Origin of the sequence: Streptomyces sp. CA-251247 (assembly GCF_050952975.1) — a bacterium.
Taxonomy (GTDB): Bacteria; Actinomycetota; Actinomycetes; order Streptomycetales; family Streptomycetaceae; genus Streptomyces; species Streptomyces achmelvichensis.
Genome location: NZ_CP191861.1, coordinates 2,349,748 through 2,361,856 on the forward strand (window position 1 = coordinate 2,349,748; position 12,109 = coordinate 2,361,856).

Below are 12,109 nucleotides of genomic sequence, written 5' to 3' on the forward strand. Positions count from 1 at the left end.
TTCGGCCCGGGGCCCGGCCCGCGTCGCCCGCGAGCAGTCGGACACCGGCCGTCGACCAGCCGTCGACAAGGTGTCGGCGGCTTGTCGGCGAGCTGTCGGTGGGACCCTGCATGGTTGACGCCATGACGCGAATCGACAAGAACCCTGACGGCGGCAAGGACAACGCCGTCGAGGTGCGGGGGCTGGTCAAGCACTACGGCGAGACCAAGGCGCTGGACGGGGTGGACCTGGACGTCCGCGAGGGCACCGTGCTCGGTGTGCTCGGCCCCAACGGCGCCGGCAAGACCACACTCGTACGCTGCCTCTCCACCCTCGTCACCCCCGACGCCGGCACCGCGGTCGTGGCGGGCTACGACGTGGTGAAGCAGCCGCGGCAGTTGCGCCGCACCATCGGACTCACCGGTCAGTACGCCTCGGTCGACGAGAAGCTGTCCGGCTGGGAGAACCTCTACATGATCGGGCGGCTGCTCGATCTGCCGCGCAGGGCCGCACGGCAGCGCGCCGACGAGATGCTGGAGCGCTTCTCGCTCACCGACGCGGCGAAGCGGCCCGCGATGCAGTACTCCGGCGGTATGCGCCGGCGTCTCGACCTCGCCGCCTCGATGATCGGGCAGCCGGCCGTGCTCTATCTGGACGAGCCGACGACCGGACTCGACCCCCGGACCCGCAACGAGGTCTGGGACGAGGTCCAGCGGATGGTCGCGGAGGGGGCGACCGTCCTGCTCACCACCCAGTACATGGAAGAGGCCGAGCAGCTCGCGAACGAGCTCACGGTCATCGACCGCGGGCGGGTCATCGCCAACGGCCGGGTGGACGAGCTCAAGGCCAAGGTCGGCGGACGCACCCTGCAGATCCGGCCGTCCGACACCGCGCAGCTGTCCGCGATGGCGCGGGTCCTCGCCGAGGCAGGACTCGACGGCGTCTCCGGCGCCACGGTCGTGCCCGACGAGGGACTGCTGTACGTACCGATCCTCAGCGACGCCCAACTGACCGCCGTCGTCGGCGTGATGGGCTCGCACGGCTTCGGCATCGCACACATCGGCACCCATCTGCCCAGCCTCGACGAGGTGTTCCTGGCCATCACGGGCGAGAAGACGTCCGTGTCCGACACGACCGAAGAGGAGGTCGCCGCGTGAGCACGGCAACTGCCACCCCCGCGCCCACCGAGGCGCCCGCCCGACGCCCGGAGGCGCCGGCCGGCGAGGGCCGGATCGGCCTGCGCGGCAATCTGCGCCACATCGGCGCCCTGGTGCGCCGCAACGCGCTCCAGATCAAGCAGGACCCGGAGTCGATGTTCGACGCCGTGCTCATGCCGATCATCTTCACCCTGCTGTTCGTGTACGTCTTCGGCGGCGCGATCTCCGGCAAGGGCAACCAGGACGCGTACGTCAACTACGTGATCCCCGGCCTGATGGCCATGATGGGCATGAACATCGCCATGGCTGTCGGCACCGGTGTCAACGACGACTTCAAGAAGGGCGTGATGGACCGCTTCCGGTCCATGCCCATCGCACGGTCCTCGGTGCTCATCGCCAAGATCGTCGTCGAGGTCGGCCGGATGCTGGTCGCCACCACGATCCTGCTCGGCATGGGCTTCGCGCTCGGCCTGGAGATCAAGACCTCGGTGCTGCACCTGTTCGCGGCGATCGGTCTGTCCACGGTCTTCGGCGCCTCGCTGATGTGGATCTTCATTCTGCTCGGTCTCACCATGAAGACGGCTCAGGCCGTCCAGGGAGTGGCCATGCTCGTACTGATGCCGCTCCAGTTCGGGTCGTCGATCTTCGCCCCGCCGACGACGATGCCCGGCTGGCTGGAGAGCTTCACCGACTACAACCCGCTGTCCAATCTCGCGGACGCGGCACGGGCCCTGATCAACGGCGGCGCGGTCGCCCACTCGGTGTGGATGACGCTCGCCTGGGCCGCCGCCGTCACGGTGGTGACGGCGCCGCTCGCGGTCGCCAAGTTCCGCAAGAAGACCTGAGCCCGGCGGCCCGGTGGGGCCGGCGGATCAGATCAGGGCGGCGGCCTCGTCCACGGTGAGGCCGCCGCCCTCGGCATAGGCGCGCTCGTAGCCCTCGTCCCCGAGTTGTCCGCGCAGGACCGTCTCGCACTCGGCGCGGTTCTCCCGCTCGTGCAGGGCCGCGAAGTGACGGGGCGGCAGATGGGCGTCGGCCACCGCGAGCACCCGGGCGGCGTCCGCCGACCGTTCCGGCCGGTCCAGGGCGACCGCCCGGGCGGCCGTCACCAGATGCATGGAGACCATTTGCGGGGCGACCATCATGCTCAGCGGGTCGCGTGCCCGCTCCAGCGCCATGCGCGCGCCCTCCACGGCCTTGGGGTAGAAGCCGTCGACGAGATCGAGCCAGGCGAGGAATCCGATCACCATGCCCTCGAAGATGGCCAGGGTGTTGGAGCGGAACTGCTCCAACAGGTGGCCGATCTCGACACGCGCCTCCTCGCTGCGGCCGGTGCTGCCGAGCCGCAGGGCGAGAAAGAGCCGCGCGACGGCTCTCGACTCGTTCTCCAGACCACGGTGCTCGGCGAGGACCTCCCGGATGATCTGCTCACCCCGCTCGCCCTCGCCGATCTCCATCATGATCCCGGCGAGCCGGCACCGCAGGACCGCCACCTGTGCCTGGGCGCCGATCTGTTCGGCGTATCCGATGGCCGCCCGGAAGTCCTCGGCCGCGCCGGTGTACTCGCCGCGCCGCTCCTGCGCCTCGCCGCGCGCGGAGAGGGATTCGGCCGCGCCCCAGGCGTCACCGAGCCGGACGAAGATCTCCAGCGACTCGTCCGCGTCGCGGGCCGCGTCGCCGGCCCAATGGGTGCGGTTGGCCAGGACGTTGGCGCGGTTCTGGAGTGCGGCGGCGAGCTCCCACTCGTAGCCGTAGGCGCGGCAGGCGCTGACGGTCTCGTCCAGCAGCGCCTTCAGGCTGTTGATGTCACCGGTCATCAGGACGGCGAAGAACCACAGCGCGCCGGGCGAGCGGCAGGTCTGCGGCAGGCCGGGGGCGTAGACCCGGGTGACGCTGTGCAGCCAGTCCATGGCCTCGGGCGTGGTCCACGCGTCGAGGTCGTGGTTCATGAAGACCATGCGCATGAGTGCGACGCAGCGCCGGGCCTCCTGGAGCAGCTCGGGCCCCATGGGCGGCGGGGCGTCCGTGAACCGTTCGAAGACCGGCGGCGCGGCCTCGGCCGGCGGCAGGAACGGATCCGGGCCGAGCGCGCCGGCGGCGGTGGACCAGTGCCGGGCCTCCGAACGCAGGTCCCGCATCTGCCAGTACCAGGCCAGCGAGAGGACGACGTGCAGCGCCTCCTGCTCGTCACGCGCGGCGACGGCCCGGCGCATGGCGGTGCGCAGGTTCTCGTACTCGCGCTCGAAGAGGTCGATGGCGGCACGCTGCTCCGAACCTCGCAGGAGCGGGTCCGTCGTGCGGGCCACCTCGCGGTAGTGGACGAGGTGCCGGCGCTCCACGGCGGCCCGCTCGCCGGCCTCGTCGAGGCGCTCGGCGGCGTACTCCCCGACGGTCTCCAGGAGGCGGTAGCGCATCGGGCCGTCCGGGGCGGGGGCGGCGACGACGAGCGACTTGTCGATGAGGGATCCGAGGCTGTCGGCGACGTCACCGGGGTGGGCCGGGCGGGCACCCGGCCCACCGGGGCCTGCGTCATCCGGGCCGGCGTCCTGCGGACCGGAGCAGACCGCTTCGGCGGCGGCCAGGTCGCACCCGCCGGCGAAGACCGACAGCCGCCGCAGGACGGTCCGTTCGGCGTCGTCGAGCAGGTCCCAGGACCAGTCGACGACGGCGCGCAGGGTCTGCTGGCGGGGCAGGACGGTGCGGCTGCCACCGGTCAGCAGCCGGAACCGGTCGTCGAGACGGTCGGCGATCTGCCGCGGGGTGAGCATACGGAGGCGGGCAGCGGCGAGTTCGATGGCCAGCGGCAGTCCGTCGAGGCGGCGGCAGATCTCCGCGGCCGCCGCCTCGTCGTCCTCGATCCGGAAACCGGGACGGGCGGCCGTGCCGCGGTCCGCGAAGAGCCGCAGCGCCATCGGGTCGGGCAGCGGGTCCACCGGTCGCACCAACTCGCCCGGAACACCGAGGGGTTCCCGGCTGGTGGCGAGCACGGTGAGGCCCGGGCAGGTCTGGAGCAGCCGTTCGGCGAGCACGGCGGCGGCCTCGATCACATGCTCGCAGTTGTCGAGGAGCAGCAGCATGCGGCGGTGCGAGCAGTGCTCGACGAGCCGGACGAGCGGATCGTCGCCGTGCCGCTCGGCGGCCCGCAGTTCCTCCGCACCGGCGCCGCGCAGCACGGTCTCGCGCGCACCGAGGGCGGTGAGAACGGCGTCCGGCACGTTGTCGGGGTCGTCCACGGGGGCGAGTTCGGCCATCCAGACGCCGTCGGGCCACGCCATGTGCGGCGCGGCATGCTCGGCGGCCTCCTGCGACAGCCGCGTCTTCCCGGCCCCGCCGGGCCCGAGGAGGGTGACGAGCCGGGCGGCGCCGAGGTCCTGGCGGATGGCACCGATGTCGGCGTCGCGGCCGACGAAGGAGGTGAGCCGGGCGCGGAGGTTCCCCGCGTCGCGCAGGGGCCCGGCATCCGTACCGTCCGCGTCCGGCCGCCCCGGGCCCGCTGTGTGCGCGGGAGTCTCGGGAGGGCCCGGATCCGCGAGCAACTCCGCGTGCAGGGAACGGAGTTCCGGGCCCGGGTCGGTACCCAGACGGTTGGCGAGGGATCTGCGGACGATGTCGTACGCGGCCAGCGCCTCCGCCGGGCGGCCCGTGGCCCGCAGGGCGCGCAGCCGCAGCGCCTGGAGCGACTCGTCGATCGGGTGGGCCTCGCAGAGCGCCACCAGCTCCGGCAGCGCCTCCTCGGCGCGGCCGAGGGCCAGCGCCGTCGCGAGGCGGGTGCGGCGGGCGTCGAGGCGGCGGGCCTCCCAGCGGGCCGTCTCGGCCGCACGTGCGGGCAGGTCCGCGAGTACCGGGTCCTGCCACAGCGCGAGGGCGTCGTCGAGGAGGGCCGCGGCCTTGACCGGGTCGCCCCGTTCCAGCGCCCGCGCCCCCTCCCCCGCCAGCCGGTCGAAGCGGTGCAGGTCCACGTCGTCCCCGTCGGCGCAGAGCCGGTAACCGCCGCCCTCGGGTGAGGCGACCGCGTCGCGGCCCAGCACCCGGCGCAGCCGGCCCACGAGCGCCTGGACCGCGCCGACCGCATCCGCCGGCGGATCGCCGTCCCACACCTCGTCCACCAGGGTGGCGACGGGGACCGTACGACCGGGCCGCAGCGCCAGGACGGTCAGCAGCGTCCGCAGCCGCGCACCGCCGAGCGCGACGGGTGTCCCGTCGTCGTGCCATGCCTGAGTGGTGCCGAGTAGCGAGAAGCGCACCCGCCCATTGTCCCTGCCGCGCCCGCGGACCCGTGCAGCAGGAACCCCGGGGCCTCCGCGGAACGTTCTGTTTCCGTCACCGGTACGGTCGACCGCACGTCCCCGCATCCCCAGGAGCCGCACCCATGACCACCGCCACCTCCCGCCACAGCGGCCGGGGCATCAGTCCCGTGTTCCTCGGCATCGTCGCCGTGATGGCGGTGACCGGCTGGGCGGTGTGGACGGAGTTCTCCGCGAGCACGGGCCTCGCGGTGTTCCTGTTCGTCACCTCGGCCTGGGTCGTCTCGCTCTGTCTCCACGAGTACGCGCACGCCCGTACCGCGCTGCACAGCGGCGACATCTCCATCGGGACGAAGGGGTATCTCACCCTCAATCCGCTCGCCTACACGCATGCGCTGCTCAGCATCGTGCTGCCGGTGCTGTTCGTGATCATGGGCGGTATCGGTCTGCCGGGCGGGGCGGTCTTCATCGAGCGGAACCGCATCCACGGCCGCTGGAAGCACAGTCTGATCTCGGCCGCCGGACCGCTGACGAACATCCTGTTCGCGGTCGCCTGCACCGCCCCGTTCTGGCTGGACGCACTGGACGGTGTGCCGCCGGTGTTCCAGTACGCGCTGGGGTTCCTCGCGCTGCTCCAGGTCTCCGCGGCGATCCTGAACTTCCTGCCGGTGCCGGGCCTCGACGGCTACGGCGTGATCGAGCCCTGGCTCTCGTACAAGATCCGCCGGCAGGTGGAGCCGTTCGCGCCGTTCGGACTGATCGCGGTGTTCGGTCTGCTGTGGATTCCCGAGGTGAACGGGCTGTTCTTCGACGCGGTCGACGCGATCCTGCGCGGGCTCGGCGTCGAGACCGGGTTCCCGGGCTGCGGGCTGGACTACTACCGCTTCTGGCAGGGGACGCCCGAGGCCTGCCCGGCGTGACGGTGGCGAGGCGGCGCGGCCGGGGCCCGCGGGTCAGCGGGCGGCGCGCTCCGCCTTCGCACGGCGGAAGTAGTACCAGGCCATGTTCGAGGTGAGGCCGGCGATCAGCACCCAGAGGATCCCGAGCCAGCTGCCCTGCACGAACGAGACCACGGCCGCCACGACGGCGAGCACGCAGAAGATGAGGGCGTAGAGAGCGAGGCGGGGCATGGGGTACGGCTCCTGTCGGGGGGTGATTCGTCCCGCCCAGTGTCCCCCATGCCCCGCGCGCGACTACACGTCGGTGACGCGCAGTCCGGCGTGTGCCTTGTAGCGCCGGTTCACCGAGATCAGATTGGCGACCAGCGACTCGACCTGGTGGGCGTTGCGCAGCCGGCCCGCGAACACTCCGCGCATCCCGGGGATGCGTGCCGCGATCGCCTGGACGATGTCGGTGTCCTCGCGCGACTCGCCCAGCACCATCACATCGGTGTCGATCTCCTCGATCGACTCGTCCTGGAGCAGCACCGCGGACAGGTGATGGAAGGCGGCGGTCACCCGGGAGTCCGGCAGCAGGGCGGCGGCCTGCTCCGCGGCGCTGCCCTCCTCCGGCTTGAGCGCGTAGGCGCCCTTCTTGTCGAAGCCGAGCGGGTTGACGCAGTCGACGACCAGCTTGCCCGCGAGCTCCTTCTGCAGGGTCTCGAGGGTCTTGGCGTGCCCGTCCCACGGCACGGCCACGATCACCACGTCGCTGCGCCGCGCGCACTCCGCGTTGTCCGCGCCCTCGACACCGAAGCCCAGTTCGGTGGCGGCGGCCTCGGCGCGCTCCACCGCGCGGGATCCGATGATCACCTTCTGCCCGGCCCGGGCGAGGCGGTAGGCGAGCCCGCGCCCCTGGTCCCCGGTACCGCCGAGCACGCCGACGACCAGGCCGGACACGTCCGGGAGGTCCCAGGGGTCCTTGGCCGCGGGCTTCGGCGCCGTGCCTGCGTTGTCAGTAGAAGTCATGCAGCCGACCTTACTTGCTGGTATCGGGCTCACGAACGGGTGAGCCGCACCGAAGCCCGCCCGCCGGCGCGGGGTGTCGGGCAGGATGCGGGGCCATGGATGCCGTACGCGTCGCGCTGCTGCGCGAAGTCCTGGCGGGTACCGGGTGGCCGGCGGCGACCCGGCGGTTCGCCGGGGTCCTGCGGTCGTCCGTCGTCCCGCAGGGCGGCGGGCTGCTGCTGGTGGGAACCGAGGCGTACGAGCCCTGGCATCTCGCGGCGCATCTGGTGGACGAGGCCGCCTGGTCGGGGCAGCCGGAACTGACGCCCACGCTGGTACGCCACCGGGTGCGGCCCGGGGACCCGCCGCAGCTCGCGGTCGGGCTCGGCCGGCTGGAGGCGGCGCGCCGCGGCGAGACGCTGCTGGTGGTCGCGCCGGGGCAGCCGGAGGCGGAGCTGCTGGAGCGGGTGCACGACGCCCGGCGGGCCGGTGCGACGGTGCTGGCGCTGGACGGCGGGGACCCGGAGGTGCACGGGCTCGCGCACGAGGCGCTGACGGTGACGGCGGCCGCGGACGAGGTCGATCTGGACACCGTGCAGCATCTGGTGAGCGCGGCGGCCGGGGAGAACAGCCTGCCGGTGGCGCGCGGCCGGCGGAGCCTGCGGGACCGGCTCTCGCGCCTCGCCGACCAGCTGACCTCGCCGCCGCCGCCTCGCTGGTAGTCCGTCTCCTCACAGGAAATTCGGTTGCCGCAGGCTACCGGCCGCGGGGAGCATGACCTCCTGTGACCTCCAAGCTCTCGGCGCTGCTGCCCGACCTCTCTCCGTGGCGCTCGTCCCGCGACTTCCGCCTCCTGTGGGTGCAGGGCGTGGTCACGTACTTCGGCAGTTTCATGGCGATGATCGCCCTGCCGCTCCAGATCAAGGACCTGACCGGATCGCCGCTCGCGGTGGGCGTGATGGGCGCGGTGGAGCTGGTGCCGCTGGTGGTGTTCGGCCTCTACGGCGGGGCGCTCGCGGACTCCGCCGACCGCCGGAAACTGATCCTCGGCACGGAGGCCGGGCTCGGCGTGCTGGCGGTCGTCCTGCTGGTCAACGCGATGCTGCCGGACCCGATGCTGTGGCCGCTGTACCTGGTCGCGGCGGGCGTCTCGGCGCTGGCGGGTCTGCAACGCCCGGCGCTCGACTCACTGATGGCCCGTATCGTCCCGCACGACCAGCTGACGGCTGCGGCCGCGCTGAACGCCCTGCGCTACCAGCTGGGCGCGATCGCCGGGCCTGCGCTGGCGGGTCTGGTCGTGGCCTACGCGGGCCACGCCACGGCGTACGGCGTCACGGTCGCCGGTTTCGCGGTGTCCGTGGTGCTGTGTCTGCGCCTGGCACCGGCCCCGGCGGCACACGACGCCCAGAAGCCGTCGCTGCGGGGCATCGCGGAGGGGGCGCGCTATGCGTGGTCCCGCCCGGTGCTGCTGGGGACGTACGCGATCGACCTGGCCGCGATGTTCTTCGCCTTCCCGAACGCGATCTTCCCCTTTCTCGCGGACGACCTGGACGCGGAGTGGTCGCTCGGCCTGATGTACGCGGCGGGATCGGTGGGCTCACTGGCCCTGAGCATGACGAGCGGCTGGACGTCGCGCGTGCGACGGCACGGCCTGTTCGTGGTGTTCGGCGCGGCGGCCTGGGGCCTGGCGATCGCGGCGGCGGGATGGTTCTCGAACGTGTGGCTGGTACTGCTGTGCCTGGCGTTCGCGGGCGCGGGCGACATGCTCAGCGGCCTCGGCCGCTCGACGATCTGGAACCAGACGATCCCGGAGGAGCTGCGGGGACGGCTCGCGGGGATAGAAGTGCTGTCGTACAGCGTCGGCCCGCAGCTGGGCCAGGTCCGCGCGGGCGCGATGGCGGGCTGGACGGGCACACGAGCCGCGATCTGGTCCGGCGGCGTGGCCTGCGTGGCCTCGGTCGGCCTGCTGGCCGCGGTACTCCCGAAGCTGATCACGTACGACGCCTCGACGGACGAGGACGCGATGCGCCGCCGCGCGCAGCAGGAGGCACTGACGAAGGCGTGAGCTTTCGTGCACGGGCTGCGCGGGCAACTCCAGCCCCGCCGGCGATTGAGGCGCGGGGTCCGGGGCGGAGCCCCGCGAACAGCCCGCACCCACGTGCGCCCGCGCCCCGGCACAACGGGCGCGAGCCCCTTGACCGCTACTCGCCCTTCGGCGCGTCGTGCCAGCGCGGATCGTTCTCCCATTCGAGGTTCTTCTCGCGCGCCGTCTCCATCGCGTGGGTCGCCTCCTCACGGCTCGCGTACGGGCCGAAGCGGTCCTTCCCGGGGCAGTCCGGGCCCTCCTCGACCTTCTTGTGCTCCAGGCAGTAGAACCACTCGCCCGGTTTGCCGGCCGTACGCTTCTTGAACAGGGCCATCGTCGGCTCCTTCCTCTGACGCCATGCTGCCCCAAGGACGTCCCCCTACGCCCGGGGAGCGTGCCGGGCCCCCGGTTAGACTCGCGGCATGTCTGGCCAGTCGCTGCTCGTACCAGGCGAGCTCTCCCCCACCCGCTCCGTCCCCGGCTCCATCCGGCGCCCCGAGTACGTCGGAAAGCCCGCGCCGACCCCGTACACCGGGCCGGAGGTGCAGGACGCCGACACCGTCGAGCGGATGCGCATCGCGGGCCGTATCGCCGCGCAGGCGATGGAGGAGGCCGCCAAGCACATCTCCCCCGGCGTGACCACCGACGAACTGGACCGCGTCGCGCACGAGTTCATGTGCGACCACGGCGCCTATCCGTCCACTCTCGGCTACCGCGGCTTCCCCAAGTCGCTGTGCTCCTCGGTCAACGAGGTGATCTGCCACGGGATCCCCGACTCCACCGTCCTGCGCGACGGCGACATCGTGAACCTCGACGTCACGGCGTACATCAACGGGGTGCACGGCGACAACAACGCCACCTACCTCTGCGGCGACGTCGACGAGGAGTCGCGGCTGCTCGTGGAGCGGACCCGGGAATCCCTCAACCGGGCCATCAAGGCCGTGAAGCCGGGCCGCCAGGTCAATGTCATCGGGCGGGTCATCGAGTCGTACGCCAAGCGCTTCGGCTACGGCGTGGTCCGTGACTTCACCGGCCACGGGATCAATTCCTCGTTCCACTCCGGCCTGATCATTCCGCACTACGACGCCCAGCACGCGACGACCGTGATGCAGCCGGGCATGACGTTCACCATCGAGCCGATGCTCACGCTGGGGACCTACGAGTACGACATGTGGGACGACGGCTGGACCGTGGTGACCAAGGACCGCAAGCGGACCGCGCAGTTCGAGCACACGCTCGTGGTCACGGAGAGCGGCGCAGAGATTCTCACGTTGCCCTGACGCCGTTCGGGGGTAGCGTTTTACCGACAGGTCGTCGGGAACCAGTTGACTTAGGTAAGCCTAAGTAGCAGGATCATAACCGGTTCCCGTCCCCATCGGTCCCCCGGAGGTCCGCCTTGGACACGCCATTCTCGACACTCATCCGTGTTGCCTCGCACGAGCAGCACACCGAGGCCGAGACCTCGCCCTTCATGAGCGATCTGCTCGGCGGCCGGCTGGGTGTCGAGGCTTACGCCCGCTACACCGAACAGCTCTGGTTCGTGTACCGGGCACTGGAAGGTGCCGCGGGCGCGCTCGAGGACGACCCGGTGGCAGGGCCCTTCATCCGCCCGGAGCTGATGCGCACCGCCGCACTGGAGCGCGATCTCGCGCATCTGCGCGGCCCGGACTGGCGCGCGGGTGCCGCACCGCTGCCGGCGACCGAGGCGTACGCCGCCCGGGTCGAGGAGTGCGCCCGTACCTGGCCCGCCGGGTACATCGCGCACCACTACACCCGCTACCTCGGGGACCTCTCCGGAGGCCAGATCATCCGCGACCGCGCCGAGAAGACCTGGGGCTTCGCACGCAAGGGCGACGGGGTCCGGTTCTACGTCTTCGAGCAGATCGACAACCCGGCCGCCTTCAAGCGCGGATACCGCGAACTGCTGGACGCGGTGAACGCCGACGAGCTGGAGAAGAAGCGGATCGTCGAGGAGTGCAAGCGGGCCTTCGACTTCAACGGAGCCGTCTTCCGCGAGCTCGGCGAGGAGTTCCCGCTCAGCGCATGAGCGAGATCCGGCGGGCGGCCGGCACGGGCGTCGCAAGGCGCACCCGTCCGCCGATCTCGATCGTGCCGTCGGGGCCGGGGGCCGTCAGAATCTGCGACCCGCGGCCCTGCGTGATGTTCAGCGCGCGTCCGAGGCGGTCGGTGAGCAGCAGGGCCGCGGCGCCGGTCGCCTCGTCCTCCACGATGCCGTCGTCCCGCCGGGGGAAGGCGCGGGCCCGGACCCGGCCCGCGGCCTCGTCCTCCCAGGCCCAGGCGTAGAGCCAGCCCTCACCGGGCGGCGGCGCGGGCAGCGCGTCCACCTCGGCCGGTGAGGCGCATTGCCGCAGAGTGCGCGGCGGTGCCCATTCGGCGCGGGCGGTGATCCAGGTGAACTCGCCGTCGCTGCGCGCCCACACCTCGCCCGCGGGAGGGTTCACCGCCTCCAGGTCCAGCAGCCAGGCCGCTCCGACGAGCGGGTGCCCGGCGAACGGGAGCCTGAGGCCGGGGGTGTAGATGTCCACGACCCCGCGCTCGGGGTCGTCGACGAACACGGTCTCGCTGAAGCCCAGTTCGGCCGCGAGCGCCTGCCGGGACGCCGGGTCGGGAAAGGCCCGGGCGTCGCGTACGACTCCCAGGGTGTTGCCGTGGTCCCCGTCGGCCGCGCAGAAGACGTGGAGCACGTCCAGTACGTCGAGTTCGTTCACCCCGGCATTCAAGCATCCTGGTACGACA

Annotated in this window: 12 protein-coding genes; 7 read left to right on the top strand and 5 right to left on the bottom strand. The window is 72.0% G+C overall.

Annotated features, from left to right (window positions below; genetic code table 11):
* The first annotated feature begins 122 nt into the window (after positions 1 to 122).
* On the top strand, positions 123 to 1,136 hold the full coding sequence (locus ACQPWZ_RS10390) for an ATP-binding cassette domain-containing protein (protein ID WP_433571164.1): 1,014 nt from the start codon (positions 123 to 125) through the stop codon (positions 1,134 to 1,136).
* Complete coding sequence (locus ACQPWZ_RS10395) at positions 1,133 to 1,981, top strand: ABC transporter permease (protein ID WP_383247398.1); 849 nt, start codon at positions 1,133 to 1,135, stop codon at positions 1,979 to 1,981. Before ACQPWZ_RS10390 ends, ACQPWZ_RS10395 begins: the two co-directional genes overlap by 4 nt.
* A 27-nt stretch (positions 1,982 to 2,008) precedes the next feature.
* Here ACQPWZ_RS10395 and ACQPWZ_RS10400 read toward each other — a convergent pair whose 3' ends face one another.
* Positions 2,009 to 5,380, bottom strand: coding sequence for an AfsR/SARP family transcriptional regulator (locus ACQPWZ_RS10400; protein ID WP_433571165.1), 3,372 nt, complete (start codon positions 5,378 to 5,380; stop codon positions 2,009 to 2,011).
* A 125-nt stretch (positions 5,381 to 5,505) separates the two neighbouring features.
* On the opposite strand from ACQPWZ_RS10400, the gene ACQPWZ_RS10405 reads away from it, so the two are divergent.
* Positions 5,506 to 6,300 (top strand): site-2 protease family protein, encoded by a 795-nt coding sequence (locus ACQPWZ_RS10405; RefSeq protein WP_405569106.1) that lies wholly within the window; start codon positions 5,506 to 5,508, stop codon positions 6,298 to 6,300.
* Between the two features lie 33 nt (positions 6,301 to 6,333).
* On the opposite strand, the gene ACQPWZ_RS10410 is transcribed toward ACQPWZ_RS10405, so the two are convergent.
* A complete protein-coding gene (locus tag ACQPWZ_RS10410; RefSeq protein WP_327684576.1) occupies positions 6,334 to 6,510 on the bottom strand; it encodes a hypothetical protein in 177 nt (58 codons plus the stop codon).
* A gap of 63 nt (positions 6,511 to 6,573) precedes the next feature.
* Positions 6,574 to 7,287, bottom strand: coding sequence for an NADPH-dependent F420 reductase (npdG, locus tag ACQPWZ_RS10415; protein WP_340472783.1), 714 nt, complete (start codon positions 7,285 to 7,287; stop codon positions 6,574 to 6,576).
* A 95-nt stretch (positions 7,288 to 7,382) separates the two neighbouring features.
* Here npdG and ACQPWZ_RS10420 point away from each other — a divergent pair, with 95 nt between their 5' ends.
* The gene (locus tag ACQPWZ_RS10420; protein ID WP_340472784.1) at positions 7,383 to 7,988 is read left to right on the top strand and encodes a hypothetical protein; all 606 of its coding nucleotides are present in this window, start codon (positions 7,383 to 7,385) and stop codon (positions 7,986 to 7,988) included.
* A gap of 62 nt (positions 7,989 to 8,050) precedes the next feature.
* Entirely contained in the window at positions 8,051 to 9,331 is a 1,281-nt protein-coding gene (locus tag ACQPWZ_RS10425; RefSeq protein WP_340472785.1) for an MFS transporter, read from the top strand.
* 136 nt (positions 9,332 to 9,467) lie between these two features.
* Here the strand turns inward: ACQPWZ_RS10425 and ACQPWZ_RS10430 are convergent, their stop codons facing one another.
* Positions 9,468 to 9,686 carry a hypothetical protein gene (locus ACQPWZ_RS10430; RefSeq protein WP_340472786.1) on the bottom strand — a complete coding sequence of 73 codons (219 nt, stop codon included), beginning with the start codon at positions 9,684 to 9,686 and terminating at the stop codon, positions 9,468 to 9,470.
* A gap of 88 nt (positions 9,687 to 9,774) precedes the next feature.
* Here ACQPWZ_RS10430 and map point away from each other — a divergent pair, with 88 nt between their 5' ends.
* Entirely contained in the window at positions 9,775 to 10,632 is an 858-nt protein-coding gene (map, locus tag ACQPWZ_RS10435; protein ID WP_313946678.1) for a type I methionyl aminopeptidase, read from the top strand.
* 116 nt (positions 10,633 to 10,748) lie between these two features.
* Positions 10,749 to 11,399: a heme oxygenase (biliverdin-producing) gene (locus ACQPWZ_RS10440; RefSeq protein ID WP_405569112.1), complete on the top strand. Its 651-nt coding sequence runs from the start codon at positions 10,749 to 10,751 to the stop codon at positions 11,397 to 11,399.
* Here ACQPWZ_RS10440 and ACQPWZ_RS10445 read toward each other — a convergent pair.
* Positions 11,389 to 12,081: a PhzF family phenazine biosynthesis protein gene (locus tag ACQPWZ_RS10445; RefSeq protein ID WP_340472788.1), complete on the bottom strand. Its 693-nt coding sequence runs from the start codon at positions 12,079 to 12,081 to the stop codon at positions 11,389 to 11,391. The genes ACQPWZ_RS10440 and ACQPWZ_RS10445 overlap by 11 nt on opposite strands.
* Positions 12,082 to 12,109: the final 28 nt, after the last annotated feature.